14 protein-coding genes are annotated in these 12,791 nt (G+C 71.3%); 4 read left to right on the top strand and 10 right to left on the bottom strand.

What is annotated here, in order from left to right:
• Nucleotides 1-151 precede the first annotated feature (151 nt).
• The 5 genes from ACIRP7_RS45315 to ACIRP7_RS45295 all read right to left on the bottom strand — a co-directional run bounded on the left by ACIRP7_RS45315 (nucleotide 152) and on the right by ACIRP7_RS45295 (nucleotide 6,006).
• Nucleotides 152-2,692 (bottom strand): FtsX-like permease family protein, encoded by a 2,541-nt coding sequence (locus tag ACIRP7_RS45315; RefSeq protein WP_403672847.1) that lies wholly within the window; start codon nucleotides 2,690-2,692, stop codon nucleotides 152-154.
• Nucleotides 2,693-2,698: 6 nt separating this feature from the next.
• Entirely contained in the window at nucleotides 2,699-3,451 is a 753-nt protein-coding gene (locus ACIRP7_RS45310; protein WP_403672844.1) for an ABC transporter ATP-binding protein, read from the bottom strand.
• Complete coding sequence (locus tag ACIRP7_RS45305; RefSeq protein ID WP_403672842.1) at nucleotides 3,448-3,693, bottom strand: hypothetical protein; 246 nt, start codon at nucleotides 3,691-3,693, stop codon at nucleotides 3,448-3,450. Before ACIRP7_RS45305 ends, ACIRP7_RS45310 begins: the two co-directional genes overlap by 4 nt.
• A gap of 151 nt (nucleotides 3,694-3,844) precedes the next feature.
• Complete coding sequence (gene eutC, locus ACIRP7_RS45300; RefSeq protein WP_403672839.1) at nucleotides 3,845-4,618, bottom strand: ethanolamine ammonia-lyase subunit EutC; 774 nt, start codon at nucleotides 4,616-4,618, stop codon at nucleotides 3,845-3,847.
• Complete coding sequence (locus tag ACIRP7_RS45295) at nucleotides 4,615-6,006, bottom strand: ethanolamine ammonia-lyase subunit EutB (protein WP_403672836.1); 1,392 nt, start codon at nucleotides 6,004-6,006, stop codon at nucleotides 4,615-4,617. Before ACIRP7_RS45295 ends, eutC begins: the two co-directional genes overlap by 4 nt.
• 149 nt (nucleotides 6,007-6,155) lie before the next feature.
• Between ACIRP7_RS45295 and ACIRP7_RS45290 the strand changes: the two genes are divergently transcribed.
• Both ACIRP7_RS45290 and ACIRP7_RS45285 read left to right on the top strand, forming a co-directional pair.
• Nucleotides 6,156-7,664 carry an APC family permease gene (locus ACIRP7_RS45290; RefSeq protein WP_403672834.1) on the top strand — a complete coding sequence of 503 codons (1,509 nt, stop codon included), beginning with the start codon at nucleotides 6,156-6,158 and terminating at the stop codon, nucleotides 7,662-7,664.
• Between the two features lie 71 nt (nucleotides 7,665-7,735).
• Entirely contained in the window at nucleotides 7,736-7,996 is a 261-nt protein-coding gene (locus ACIRP7_RS45285; protein WP_403672831.1) for a hypothetical protein, read from the top strand.
• 38 nt (nucleotides 7,997-8,034) lie between these two features.
• Here ACIRP7_RS45285 and ACIRP7_RS45280 read toward each other — a convergent pair whose 3' ends face one another.
• From ACIRP7_RS45280 to ACIRP7_RS45260, 5 genes are all read right to left on the bottom strand, one after another.
• Complete coding sequence (locus ACIRP7_RS45280; RefSeq protein ID WP_403672828.1) at nucleotides 8,035-8,265, bottom strand: hypothetical protein; 231 nt, start codon at nucleotides 8,263-8,265, stop codon at nucleotides 8,035-8,037.
• 16 nt (nucleotides 8,266-8,281) lie between these two features.
• The gene (locus tag ACIRP7_RS45275; protein ID WP_403672825.1) at nucleotides 8,282-8,737 is read right to left on the bottom strand and encodes a DUF5707 domain-containing protein; all 456 of its coding nucleotides are present in this window, start codon (nucleotides 8,735-8,737) and stop codon (nucleotides 8,282-8,284) included.
• 133 nt (nucleotides 8,738-8,870) lie between these two features.
• Complete coding sequence (locus ACIRP7_RS45270) at nucleotides 8,871-10,085, bottom strand: cytochrome P450 (RefSeq protein WP_403672822.1); 1,215 nt, start codon at nucleotides 10,083-10,085, stop codon at nucleotides 8,871-8,873.
• A 9-nt stretch (nucleotides 10,086-10,094) separates the two neighbouring features.
• The gene (locus tag ACIRP7_RS45265; RefSeq protein ID WP_403672819.1) at nucleotides 10,095-10,295 is read right to left on the bottom strand and encodes a DUF397 domain-containing protein; all 201 of its coding nucleotides are present in this window, start codon (nucleotides 10,293-10,295) and stop codon (nucleotides 10,095-10,097) included.
• Nucleotides 10,295-11,146 (bottom strand): helix-turn-helix domain-containing protein, encoded by an 852-nt coding sequence (locus ACIRP7_RS45260; RefSeq protein WP_403672816.1) that lies wholly within the window; start codon nucleotides 11,144-11,146, stop codon nucleotides 10,295-10,297. Before ACIRP7_RS45260 ends, ACIRP7_RS45265 begins: the two co-directional genes overlap by 1 nt.
• Before the next feature lie 234 nt (nucleotides 11,147-11,380).
• Here ACIRP7_RS45260 and ACIRP7_RS45255 point away from each other — a divergent pair, with 234 nt between their 5' ends.
• Both ACIRP7_RS45255 and ACIRP7_RS45250 read left to right on the top strand, forming a co-directional pair.
• Entirely contained in the window at nucleotides 11,381-11,785 is a 405-nt protein-coding gene (locus ACIRP7_RS45255; RefSeq protein WP_403672814.1) for an ATP-binding protein, read from the top strand.
• Nucleotides 11,786-11,826: 41 nt separating this feature from the next.
• A complete protein-coding gene (locus tag ACIRP7_RS45250; protein ID WP_403672811.1) occupies nucleotides 11,827-12,375 on the top strand; it encodes a hypothetical protein in 549 nt (182 codons plus the stop codon).
• Nucleotides 12,376-12,791: the final 416 nt, after the last annotated feature.

The raw sequence follows: 12,791 nt of genomic DNA, 5'->3' as shown, positions 1-12,791 counted from the left end.
TTCTGGTTTTTTGTTGGCCGGCCCCGCGGCCGGGGGGGGGGGGGGGGGGGCGCCCCGCGGGGGGGGGGGGGGGGGGGGGGGGGGGGTGGGGTTTGTGGGGGGGGGGGGGGGGGGGGGGGGGGCCCCCCCCCCCGCCCCCCGACCGCTGGACTCACTGTGCGCGGATCACCTCCGCCGGCGGCATGCGCAGCGCGCGGCGGGTGGGGAGTTCCATGGTGAGGAACGCCGTGCCCATGACCGTGAGCGCGGCGGCCGGCAGGAGCCACACCGGGCCGGCGGGCCAGGGCCGGCCGAGGAAGCCCTGGCCCAGCAGCGCCAGCGGCAGCGCGGACAGCAGCAGGCCTCCGGCGAGCGCGGCGGCGGCGATGACCGCGGCCTCGCGGCGCATCATCGCGTGGATCTGGCGGGGCGTGGTGCCGCCCAGCCGCAGGGCCGCGAGTTCCGTGCGGCGCTGGGCGGTCGCCGCGACCAGCTTGTTCGCGATGCTCAGCAGCAGGTAGGCGAGCAGCACCACGATCACGACCAGGTTGATCCACACCTCGGGCGGGGTGTCGCTCCCGCCGGGCGTGGCCCGCGTGGTGGTCAGGGTCAGACCGGGATGTGCGGTGGCCAGCGCCGCGAGCCGGTGTCCGGCATCGGCCGTGCCGTCGGTGCGCACGAACACGCTCTGGGCCAGGTCCGTCGTCGTATGACCGGCCGCCAGGTCGTGGGAGAGGACGATCGGGCCGAAGCCCAGGCCCCGGGAGTAGACGGCCACGACCCGGGCGACGACCCGCGTCCCGTCGCCGAGGACCAGGTGCACCCGGCTCCCGGTCCCGGCTCCGCGGGTGCGGGCCGCGTCACTGCTCACGGCCACGGTGGCGCCGGTGAGCCGGTCGAGGCCGCCGTCCCGTACCCCGAGGTCGAGGACGTCCGTCGCGTCCGGCGTGAGGATCATCGCGGACGCGGCCTCGGTGTCGGGCTCGCCGAACTGCTCGTACTGCCACACGGCCGTGGTCGTGGTGACCGGCGCGGCCGCCCGTACGCCCGGTGTGTTCCGTACGGCGGTGAGCGTGCCCTCGGGCAGACCGCCGAGCGCCGGTGCGGTGAGCCGGTAGGCGGCGAGCGTGCCGGTGTCCGTGTCGTGGGAGGTGGCGGCCATGACGGTGGTCTGGGCGAAGGTGTACGTCAGGACGAAGACGACCGCCATGGCGAGGGGGCTGACGATCCCGGCGTTGCGCTGGGCGTAGGCGCGGAGGTTGGCCATCGCGAGCCAGGTCGCCGCGGAGGCCCCGGTACGGGTGCGCCGGGCCGCCGCGTCGCCCAGCGCCTTGATGAGGGCGGGCCCGGCCAGGGCCAGGCCGATCGCGCCGAGGATGCCCGCGAGGGACGTGGCCGAGGCGCCGATGACGGTGCGCGAGAACAGCGGGACGACCGACAGGGTGCTCGCGGCGGTGACGAGCAGCAGGCCGATGCGGGTGCGCACGCGGGACGGGGTGCGCGGTTCGCTGCGGGACTCGGCGACCGCCTCGGTGGCCGGCATCCGCGAGGTGCGCCAGGACGCGGCCCGGGCGGACAACTGCACGGAGGCGGCGGTCAGCACGAAGGCGGCGAGGGCGGGCAAGGGGCTGATGGTCAGGGGGAGTTCGGGGGGCAGGACGCCTCGGTGGGCCAGTACGTCGTGGAACCGGCCCGCGAGCAGGTAGCCGAGCGCAACGCCGGGGACGAGGGCCACGCCCGCCACGACGGACGACTGCGCGGCGGCCAGTCGCCGTATCTGCCTCGGCGTCGCGCCCACCGCCCGCATCAGCGCCAGGTCGCGGCGCTGCCCGGCGATCGCCACGCCCAGCGCGCCCGCCGTGACGAACCCGGTGATGAGCAGGACGATCCCGGCGAGCGAACCGGACAGGAGCACGAGCAGCGAGCGGGCCGCGCCGATGCCGGGCGAGACCGCGTTGCCCCGGTCCCCTCCGGTGACGACCTTCAGGCCGGTACCGGCCACCTGCTCGCGGACCGCCTCGGCGACCCGGTCGGCGGCACCGGGCGTGGTCGTCAGGCCGATCAGGTCGACGGTGCCGGCGCGCGGCCCGTCGCCGGCCCGGCCGGAGAGCCGTACGGCGGTGGCGTCGGTGAAGAAGACGCCCGCGCCCGGTGTGCCGACCACGGCGGAGACGCGGTACGGCGTGGCGGGGCGGCCGTCCGCGAGGACCTCGACCCGGTCGCCCGGCTCGATCCCGGCCGCCGCCGCGGTGGCGGTGTCGACGGCGATCTCGCCGGAACCGGTCGGGGCACGGCCCGCGATGTGCGGCGCGGCCAGCAGCTTCGTCGAGGACCAGCCGTGGCCCGCCGTCCCGGGGTCGTCACCGGCCGGTACGACCCGGCCGTGGGCGTCGACGAGAGCCGCCGGGAAGTCGACGGCGCCGACCGCGGCGGTGACGCCGGGCAGCCCGGCCAGCCGGTCCGTGAGCCGGGCCGGGACGGTGGCCCGCTCGGGCAGGGCGAGGGGCAGGTCGCCGCTCGGACGGAACTCCTGGTCGGCCGCGACCACGATGTCCGCGCCGGCGAGGCGGCCAGGGGGCAGGTGGGAACGCAGGCCGGACTCGGCGAGGACGGCGGTGGCCGTGATGAGCATGGCGCCGCCGAGCACCGCGCAGGCCACGGCGAGCAGTGCGGTGATCCGGTGGGCGGCCATGCGTACCGCGATGGGGAACATCGTTCTCTACCTCTCCGCCAGCGCGACGAGCCGGTCCGCGAGTTCGGGCGCGGTGGGCGCGTCCAGGGCGTCGACCACGCAGCCGTCGGCCATGACGAGGGTGCGGTGGGCCTGGGCCGCGGCGGCGGGGTCGTGGGTGACCATCACGACCGTCTGACCCAGGTCGTCGACGAGGGCGCGCAGCAGGTCGAGGACCTGGTGGGCGCTGCGCAGGTCGAGTGCGCCGGTCGGCTCGTCCGCGAACACCACCGCCGGGCGGGCCGCCAACGCCCTTACGACGGCGGCCCGTTGCTGCTGGCCGCCGGAGAGCTCGGCCGGGCGGTGGGTGAGCCGGTCGGCCAGCCCCACCCGCTCGACGAGGGTGCGCAGCCAGTCGGCGTCGGGGCGGCGGCCCGCGAGGCGCAGGGGCAGCGTGATGTTGTCCTCGATGCTGAGCGAGGGGATCAGGTTGTAGGCCTGGAAGACGAAACCGACGCGCTCGCGGCGCAGTTCGGTGCGGCGGGTCTCGTTGAGCCCGGCGATCTCGTGGCCGTCGATGCGGATGCTGCCCGTGGTCGGGGAGTCGAGCCCGGCGGCGCAGTGCATCAGGGTGCTCTTGCCGGAGCCGGAGGGCCCCATCACGGCGAGGAAGGTGCCGCGCCGCACGCTGAGCGACACGTCGTCCAGGGCTCGCACTCCGCCCGCGTACGTCTTGCTGACCCGCTCCAGCGCGATGGCGGGCGTCTGCCGCGCGGTGAGCGGCGCGACGGGGGCGCTCACTTGTGTCCCCGCAGGTTGCGCACGACCAGGGTGCCGGCACAGAGCACGGTGACGCCACCGCACAGCAGGTGCACCCAGGTGCGGGCACCGCCGAAGGAGGCGGCCATGTTGGCGACGGTGCTGACCACCACCACCGCCCACAGCACGGAGCGCAGGACGTCCCCGCGGGAGACTCCGCTCGGGGCGTCGGCGGGCGGGTCGGCGGCCGGGTCGGTCAGCCGGTGGGGGTTCGGGTGCGTCATCGCGCTTCCTCAACTCGCGCCATGTGTACGGCTCCTGCCGTCACCTCACCGACGCTATGGATCAGGCCCCCCCTGGGCCGATCCCGCAGTCCGCCCGGTTCGGGGTACAGCAGGCTGTACTTCCCGGCTGGTCGCGACTCGCTGACCGCCCCTACGCCAGTGGCACCGCCGCGTCCGACTCGTCCTTCAGGGCCACCCCCGTGGCCCCCAGTTCCCGCGCCCGCGCCATCAGCCCCGCCAGCTTTCCCGCCGCCCCCTCGTACGAGAGCCCCATCGGCGGCCGGATGTTGGACAGGCAGTTACGGTCGGCGTCGGTCGTCACCCCCGGCACCGGCCGGTACGTCAGGTACGCGCCCAGGGAGTCCGCCGCCGACATCCCGGGACGTTCCCCGACCAGCACCACCACCATGTCCGCCCCCATCGCGGAGGCGATGTCGTCACCCAGCGCCACGCGGGCCTGCTCGGCGAGGACGACGGGAGCGACGGCCCACGACGGCAGACGCTCCACCGTCCGCCGTACGACCGCCGCCGCGTGCTCGTGCACGGCCCGGCTGGACAGCCCGTCGGCGACGACGAAGACGACGTCCCACTCCCCCACGGGCAGATGGGCCCGGTCCGTGGGGTCGAGGCGGCGGCCCAGGTCCGGCCGCTGGAGGTAGGTGAGCCGGTCCGGAGCCGAGCTGCGCACCCGTACCGTCGGCGTCCCGGTCAGCGCCGCCGCGATCACGTCGGGGTCGAACGGCGAGTGCACGGCGTCCCGGGCGGCCGCGTGCGCGGCCTGGAGTTCGAGGCGGTGCCGGGTGGGGAGCGCCGAGCCGGCCCGGCCGAGGCCGATGCGGGCCTGGGTGCGCTGCCGCAGCGACGACCACAACTCGCTTGTCTGTACGGCCACTTCGTCACTTGCCTGTACGGCCACTTCGCTCATGCCGCCAGTTCCTTCCCGATGGCCGTCAGCGGGTGGGTCGTCCCGGTCGTCTCGCGGATCCCGCCCTTCTCGTCCAGCAGCCCGATCGAGTCGAGCCAGCTCTCGAACTCCGGTGCCGGGCGCAGGCCCAGGACCTCCCGGAGGTACAACGCGTCGTGGTAGGAGGCGGACTGGTAGTTGAGCATGATGTCGTCGCCGCCCGGGGTGCAGATCACGAAGGACGCGCCGGCCACGCCGAGCATGGTGAGCATCGTGGCGATGTCGTCGTCGTCCGCGTCGGCGTGGTTGGTGTAGCAGATGTCCAGGCCCATGGGCAGGCCGAGCAGCTTGCCGCAGAAGTGGTCCTCCAGCGCGGCGCGCAGGATCTGCCGACCGTCGTAGAGGTACTCGGGGCCGATGAAGCCGACGACCGTGTTCACGAGCAGCGGGTCGTAGCGCCGCGCCACCGCGTACGCCCGGGCCTCCACCGTCTGCTGGTCCACGCCGTGGTGCGCGTCCGCCGACAGGGCGCTGCCCTGCCCGGTCTCGAAGTACATGACGTTCCGGCCGACCGTGCCCCGCTCCAGGGCGAGGGCGGCCTCGTACGCCTCGTCGAGCAGCCTCAGCGTCACCCCGAAGGACGCGTTGGCCGCCTGCGTCCCCGCGATCGACTGGAAGACCAGGTCCACCGGGGCGCCCCGGGACATCAGGTCCACGCTCGTCGTCACATGGGACAGCACACAGGACTGGGTGGGGATCGCGTACCGCTGGATCACCCCGTCGAGCAGTTCCAGCAGGTCCCGTACGGCCTTCGGGCTGTCGGTGGCCGGGTTGATGCCGATCACCGCGTCGCCGGAGCCCAGCAGCAGTCCGTCGAGGAGGGCCGCCGCCACGCCCGCCGGGTCGTCGGTCGGGTGGTTGGGCTGGAGCCGGGTCGCCAGCCGTCCCGGCAGCCCGATCGTCGAGCGGAACGCGGTGATCACGCGCACCTTGCGGGCCACGGCGACCAGGTCCGCGTTGCCCATCAGCTTGGAGACCGCGGCGACCATCTCGGGAGTGAGCCCGGGCGCGAGGGCGGCCAGCGCCTCCGCGTCGGCGCCGGGGGACAGCAGCCACTCCCGGAACTCGCCCACCGTCAGCCCCGCCACCGGGGCGAAGGCGGCCGCGTCGTGCGTGTCGAGGATCAGCCGGGTCACGTCGTCCGTCTCGTACGGGATCAGCGGCTCGGCCAGGAACTTGGCGAGCGGTACGTCCGCCAGCGCCCAGCGGGCGGCCACCCGCTCCTGTTCGGAGGCGGCCGCAAGTCCGGCCAGCCGGTCGCCGGAGCGTTCGGGACTCGCGGCGGCGAGCAGACGGGCGAGGGTCTCGAAGCGGTGGTGTCGACCGCCGAGTACGGACGTGTAGCTCATGGCGAGGACGCTACGAGCCGCGTGTTGCGGTCAGATTTCTAAAGGTCTGGTTGACAAACATTTAACGCCCCGAGACCCTTGCTCGACTTATTCGGTCTACAGAGTTCCGGTTCGGAACGTAGTGGACGGACAAGGAGAGGGGCCACCCGATGGCAGTGGACGAGGGAGTCGCCCCGGCGGCGAACACGGAAGAGGAAGGCACGGTTCACCGGCTGAAGCCCAACGCCATCGGTCTGCTGGGCGTGGTGTTCATGGCCGTGGCGACCGCCGCGCCGATCACCGCGATGACGGGCAACGTGCCCTTCATGGTGTCGGCGGGCAACGGCATCGGGGCGCCCGCGAGTTATCTCGTCGCAATGGTCGTCCTGGCAATCTTTTCCGTCGGCTTCACCTCGATGGCGAAGCACATCACCTCGACGGGCGCCTTCTACGGCTTCATCTCCTACGGCCTCGGCCGCACGGTGGGCCTCGCCTCGGGACTGCTCGCCACCTTCGCGTACGTCGTCTTCGAGCCCGCGCTCATCGGCATCTTCTCGACGTTCGCGACGGGCACCCTGAAGGACCAGACCGGGGTGCACATCCCCTGGTGGGCGTTCGCGATCCTGATGCTCGCGGTCAACGCGGTGGGCACCTGGTTCGGCGTCTCGGTCGCCGAGAAGCTCCTCGTCGTCCTCCTCGCCACCGAGGTGACGATCCTCGCCGCGATGGCGGTCTCGGTCGCCTTCCACGGCGGCGGCCCGAACGGCTTCAGCCTCGACCCGGTCAACCCGGTCAACGCCTTCAAGGGCACCTCCGCCGGCCTCGGTCTCTTCTTCGCCTTCTGGTCGTGGGTCGGCTTCGAGTCGACGGCGATGTACGGCGAGGAGTCCCGCAACCCGAAGAAGATCATCCCCAAGGCGACGATGATCTCCGTCCTGGGCGTCGGCGTCTTCTACGTTTTCGTCTCCTGGATGGCCATCTCGGGCACCGGCGAGTCGAACGCCGTCAAGGTCGCCACCGACAACCCCCTCCAGCTCTTCTTCGGCCCCACCGAGCAGTACGTCGGCCACTGGGCGGTCGACGTCATGCAGTGGCTGATGATCACCGGCTCGCTGGCCTGCGGCATGGCCTTCCACAACTGCGCCGCCCGCTACATGTACGCGCTGGGCCGCGAGGGCGTGCTGCCCTCGCTGAAGAACACGATCGGCCGCACCCACCCCCGGCACGGCTCCCCGCACGTCGCGGGCCTGGTCCAGACGGTCGTGACCGCCGTACTCCTGCTGGCGTTCTGGGCGGCCGGCAAGGACCCGTACAGCGGCACGTACGTCCTGCTCGCCATCCTCGGCACCATGGCGATCCTGATCGTGCAGGCCGTGTGCTCCTTCGCGGTGCTGGCGTACTTCCGCACGCACCACCCGGAGAGCCGCCACTGGTTCCGGACCCTCACGGCCCCGCTGGTCGGCGGCATCGCCATGCTCGCCGTGGTCGTCCTGCTGATCTCCAACATGAGCGCGGCGGCCGGCACGGAGTCCGGTTCCCTGGTCCTGAAGGCCACGCCGTGGCTGGTGGCGGCGGTCGCAGCCCTGGGCATCGGATACGCGCAGTACCTGAAGCGGCGGTCACCCGAGCGGTATCTGCTGCTGGGGCGGACGGTGCTGGAGGAGACGAAGGAGCGCTAGGGGGTCGCCGGAGCGGTTCTGGCGGTGCGACGCCCCGAACCGTGGGCCCGGTCCCGCGCGTCCCTGTCCGCATGAAGCGGCGAGTGGACGCGATGACCTGCGGGGGCTGCGCGCTGTCGGTGGCGGGGGCGACGGTGGCCCCGCTGCTGTGGCTGTCCATGCCCCGCACCCGGCGCCACCTGGGCGGTGCCTTCGAGAACGAGGGCCTGGACCTCTCGGTCATGCTCACGGAACTGCCGTTCGTGGTGCTGGGCGGCGCCTTCCTCCCGCTCCTGATCCTCACCCTGATGGTGCGGCCGGCGGTCCGGCGACGGCTGCGGGAGGACCCATGACTCCGGCGAGCGGTGGGGCTCTGCCCCGGTGCCGGTGATCACCCGATGTGTCCGGTGTCGGGGTCCACCTGCGCGAGGAAGTCCCGTACGGCTTCCTCCAGTTGCTCCGTGTCGGCGGGCACCGGAGGGTGGGTGCTGAACCCGAACCCGTACCCGGGGTCGGGCCCGGTCAGCCACATGAAGTTGTAGGTACCCGGCTTGCCGTCCGGACGGCTGACCTCGAACTCCTCGCCGTCCACTGACATCCGCCATGACTCGTTAGCCACCATGATGGGTACGTTCGGCTCAGGCCACCTTGAAGTCGGCCGCCTTGGTGTCCAGGGTCGTGTCGCCGTCCTTGGCGGTGACCAGGACGGCCACGTGCCACAGGCCCTTCGGGGACCCCTCGGCATCAGCGCGGGTGACGGCGACCTTGTAGGTGCACCGCTCGACGTCCCCGCCCGAGGACTTGCAGACGGCGGACTCCTCGACACCGGCCATGTCCTTGGCCGTCAGCGGCTTCTTCGCGAAGGGCGAGTTGGCCGGCCAGGCCACCACCTTCACGCTCTTGACGTCGGAGGACGTCGTGACGTCGGTGGTGAAGGTCAACGAGCCGTCGTGGTCGGCGGCGGGAGCGGTGTAACGGGCCGTGCTGTGGGCCAGCGTCGGCGACTGGTCCCCGGCGTAGGCGAGGGCGAAGGCGCCGGCACCTCCGAGGACGACGACACCGGCAGCGACGGAGACAACGATGCGACGCGACATGAGAAATTCCCCCACAGGTTCAGTTGGATCCCACCGGCGCTCTCGTCGGCGCCGTGCACCCAATACTGGCCGCGCGGCGAGCGCGGGGTATGAGCACGCGTACTCAACTGCGGCCTGAGTAACCGCTGTTGCCTCAGCCGCCTGAACCGGTGTGGACGCTCAGTCCCCCCAGCCCCCGGATCACGAAGTTCGGCTTGCGCTGCGGCTCCGCGGCCAGGGTCAGCGCCGGGGCCTTCTCCAGCAGGGCCGTCATGGAGGCGGCCAGTTCGATACGGGCCAGGGGGGCGCCGATGCAGTAGTGGATCCCGGCGCTGAAGGAGATGTGCGGGTTGTCGGCGCGGGTGAGGTCGAGGCGTTCCGGGTCCGGGAAGGTGGCCGGGTCATGGTTGGCGGAACCGAAGAGCAGGGCGATCTCGGCGCCCCTCGGGATCGTCGTCCCGTCGACCTCGATCTCGTCCAGGACCCAGCGTTCGAAGAGCTGGAGGGGGGTGTCGTAGCGCATGAGTTCTTCGACGGCCCGCGGGACGAGGGAGTGGTCCGCGCGCAGGGCGGCCAGTTGCTCCGGGTTCCGGAACAGGGCGTACCAGCCATTGACCGTGGCGTTCACGGTGGCTTCGTGACCGGCGTTGAGCAGCAGGACGCAGGTGGAGATCATCTCCTGCTCGGTGAGCCGGTCACCCTCGTCGTGCGCGGCGATGAGCCCCGAGATCAGGTCGTCCCCGGGCTCCTTGCGCCGTTCGGCGATCAGGTCGCGCAGGTAGTCGGAGAACTCGACCGACGCCCGTACCGCCCTCTCCGCCACATCCTCCGGCGGGTTCAGCTCGTACATCCCGCAGATGTCCGCCGACCAGGGCCGCAGCGGCGCCCGGTCCGCCTCCGGGATCCCCAGCATCTCGGCGATCACGGCGACGGGAAGCGGCTCCGCGACATCGGTCAGCAGATCGCCGCCGCCCTCCGCGACGAGCCGGTCCACCAGCTCGCCGGCCAGGTCGGTCACATACGGCCGCAGCTGCTCGACCGTACGCGGCGTGAACGCCTTCGACACCAGACGCCGGATCCGGGTGTGGTCCGGCGGCTCCAGGTCGAGCATCCCGTGGTCGTTGAGCGTGTGGAACGGCTCGTGTTCCGCCGGCGGCGCGGTACGCCCGAAGTCCTCGTGCGTGAACCGGTGCTGGTACGTCCGCCCGAGCCTGCGGTCCCTGAGCAGCGCGGAGACGTCCGCGTGGTGCGGGACGAGCCACTGGTTCGTCGGCTCGTAGTACTGCACCCGGCCCTTGGCACGAAGCTCTGCGTAAGCGGGGTACGGGTCGGCGAGAAACGCCGGGTCCCAGGGATCGAAGGCGGTCATACGGGGACGCTAGCCCGGGAGACGGGCTTCTGACCAGGGGTGTTCTTTCAGGTGGTCGATGAGAGCGGTGAAGACGGGGGCCGGGAAGGAGAGGGTGGCCCGGGCGGGGGCCTTGGAGTCACGGACGGCTATGCGGGTAGGGAGGGGGGCGATCTCGACGCAGGTGTCGCCCTCGCCGCCATCGGAGTACGTGGACTTACGCCAGTTCATCAGAGTTCCTTCGCCATGCGGTGGATGAAGTCGCGCGACGCGATCGGGTCCAGCGACGCGCTCTCGATCTTACGAATCAGCGCCCGCATTCGGTCCAGCTGGATTTCGGCATCGATGAACGCGACGCCGGTGGGCGAGTCACGCATGCCGGTGTCCAGCCGGGACACGGCACCTCCGGCATACATCATCGACGCCCCTGAACCGGCAAACCCGTCCTGATCAGTGGGAATGACGCGTACGGTGGCGCAGCCCCGCTCGACCATGTTCAGGATCTGCCGGAGTTGGACACGCGACGACTCACTGTCCGCGACTCGAAGGCGTAGAGCCATCTCATGGACGATCGCCTCGTACGGAGTGGGGTTGTCGCCCTCGATCACCGCACGGCGCCTCATCCGGTACTCCACCTTCATGTCCACCTGGCTGTCGGGCAGCCCGGGGTTCATGTAGGCGAATACCGCACGGGCGTAGTCCGGCGTCTGAAGCAGCCCGGGGACACGGGTGATGACAATGTCTCGCAGGTACGTCGCATGGTGCTCCGCCTCTGCCACATCCAGGTTCACCTGTGGCAGGACTTCCCTGTAGTCCTCCCACCAGCCACGCGTGCGATCGGTCGCCATGGCCACCAAGGCCTCGACCAACGCCTCGTCCGTGCAGGCGTAGTTGGAGGCGAGCCGGCGCACGCGCTTGGCGCTCACACCCACGGTGCCGGACTCGATCTGACTCATCTGGACGGAGTCGGCCTCCAGCAGTTCCGCGGCCTCCCGAGCCGTCAAGCCCGTTGCTTCGCGCAACTTTCGCAGCTCAGCACCCAGTCTTACGCGCCGGGCCGTGAGATGCCTCTTCGGCGGCAACTGGTGCCTCCTCACTCCAACTCCCCGTGAACGTCCCTCGTTCGAGCGCCAGAATACGGCAACGGGTTGCAATTTCCTAAGTATAGGAAATACCGTCGGTGACGCGACGCACACGCTGCGGAACCCCGGGGTACCGGAAGCGCACCGCCCCGTCCTGCCATGACGGCTGCGGCACTGCCACCACCCGCCACCCGCAGATCTCCGAAACCCCCACCACCGAAGCGGAGTTGCCGCATGCCCGAACCCTGGGAGTACGTGCTCCACATCCCCCACGACCCCCGAGCCGTCACCGTGAGCCGGCGTACCCTCCGCCTCATCCTGACGATGCACGGCCTGATCACCCTGGTCGACACCGCGGAACTGCTCGCCACCGAACTGATCTCCAACGCCGTACTCCACGCCAAGGGCCCCGCCGCCCTACGGGTGCGCTGGTCGCCGCCGGGAACCCTCCGCCTCGGCGCGTGGGACGCGGACCCCGAGCCACCCGAGCCCCCGACATCGCTGGACCAACTCACCGACGCCGAGAACGGCCGCGGCCTCGCCCTGGTCCGCGCCTGCGCCGATCTGTGGGGCTGGCAGCCCCTGTCCAGGAACGGCAACCGCGGCAAGTACGTGTGGTGCGAACTGGCCGCGGCGTAAGTCACCGCTCACGTGGCATGTCCATGCGCCAGGATGTGTTCATGACGCAAACCAGCCGTGCTCTGTTCCCTCTCCTCCTGCTGCTGCCGATCCTCCTCACGGGATGCGCCGCGGACAAGGAGGAGGGCCCGGCACGGACAGCCGCCGATCTCGACGCCGCCGCCAGGACCTGGGGCGTCGAACCGGAACTCGTCTATGTCACCGAGGTCTCCGGCTACACCGTGTTCCAGGAGTCGGTCGGCGAGTACGAGGGTCAGTTCGCCGCCGCCTATCGGTCCGAGGACCGCGCCACCAGGTTCGGCCTCTTCGTGGATCGCCGCACGCTGACGGCCGAGAACTGCTCAAAGCAGCCGCTGGGCGAGGTGACGGCCAAGCGGGTCAGCTGTGAGCGCGACGGTGACGCCTGGTATCGCAAGGCGGGTGCCTCCCACGCATACGCGATACCCCGTGACGGCGTGGTCATCGAGCTCATCGCCGACACGGAAAAGGTCGACCGCGCTGTTCTGCGCAAGGCGGCCGAGGCGGTCCACCGCCCGGACGACGCCGAACTGGCCGCGCTGTTGCCGGCCACGAAGGGCGCGGACACCTGAGCGGGCGACACGAAGTCACCCCTGGCCCCTTCCAGGGCAGGTCTCCCCACAGTGAAGGGCCCGAAAAGAGCATGACGGGAACTCCGAGAACCTAGGCCGCCCCATTCCGGTGCCGCGTCTCGAACGCAGTACCGCCTGGCCCAGCGCCGACGGACGGCAGCGCCCGGAAATCCGTAGTTCTCCGGACCATGGGCATCTCCACAGATTGACGCTCACCGTGAAGGTTCCCAAGCTGAGAGGAGGGTGCCGGTGGAAGGGGCCGTGATGGACAGCGCTGCGCAGAGTGAACTTCCCCGGCTGCTGACGGCGGCAGAGACGGCCGCGCCGGTGGAGGCCGTCGACGTGATCGCGGAGGATCTGCGGCGGCGTTTCGGGGCCAGGCAGGTCTCCTTCCTCATCGTTGACCTGACGGGGAA

This window comes from Streptomyces sp. NPDC102270, assembly GCF_044766405.1.
In the GTDB taxonomy this organism is placed as follows: Bacteria; Actinomycetota; Actinomycetes; order Streptomycetales; family Streptomycetaceae; genus Streptomyces.
The sequence above is the reverse complement of the archived record's forward strand: the minus strand, read 5'-3'. Positions and strand labels throughout refer to the sequence as shown.

Excerpts from the sequence above, each read along its gene's own strand:
- ACIRP7_RS45315 (WP_403672847.1), bottom strand. The coding sequence starts at position 2,692 with ATGTTCCCCATCGCGGTACGCATGGCCGCCCACCGGATCACCGCACTG.
- ACIRP7_RS45305 (WP_403672842.1), bottom strand. The coding sequence starts at position 3,693 with ATGACGCACCCGAACCCCCACCGGCTGACCGACCCGGCCGCCGACCCG.
- eutC (WP_403672839.1), bottom strand. The coding sequence starts at position 4,618 with ATGAGCGAAGTGGCCGTACAGGCAAGTGACGAAGTGGCCGTACAGACA.
- ACIRP7_RS45295 (WP_403672836.1), bottom strand. The coding sequence starts at position 6,006 with ATGAGCTACACGTCCGTACTCGGCGGTCGACACCACCGCTTCGAGACC.
- ACIRP7_RS45290 (WP_403672834.1), top strand. The coding sequence starts at position 6,156 with ATGGCAGTGGACGAGGGAGTCGCCCCGGCGGCGAACACGGAAGAGGAA.
- ACIRP7_RS45285 (WP_403672831.1), top strand. The coding sequence starts at position 7,736 with ATGAAGCGGCGAGTGGACGCGATGACCTGCGGGGGCTGCGCGCTGTCG.
- ACIRP7_RS45280 (WP_403672828.1), bottom strand. The coding sequence starts at position 8,265 with ATGGTGGCTAACGAGTCATGGCGGATGTCAGTGGACGGCGAGGAGTTC.
- ACIRP7_RS45275 (WP_403672825.1), bottom strand. The coding sequence starts at position 8,737 with ATGTCGCGTCGCATCGTTGTCTCCGTCGCTGCCGGTGTCGTCGTCCTC.
- ACIRP7_RS45270 (WP_403672822.1), bottom strand. The coding sequence starts at position 10,085 with ATGACCGCCTTCGATCCCTGGGACCCGGCGTTTCTCGCCGACCCGTAC.
- ACIRP7_RS45265 (WP_403672819.1), bottom strand. The coding sequence starts at position 10,295 with ATGAACTGGCGTAAGTCCACGTACTCCGATGGCGGCGAGGGCGACACC.
- ACIRP7_RS45255 (WP_403672814.1), top strand. The coding sequence starts at position 11,381 with ATGCCCGAACCCTGGGAGTACGTGCTCCACATCCCCCACGACCCCCGA.
- ACIRP7_RS45250 (WP_403672811.1), top strand. The coding sequence starts at position 11,827 with ATGACGCAAACCAGCCGTGCTCTGTTCCCTCTCCTCCTGCTGCTGCCG.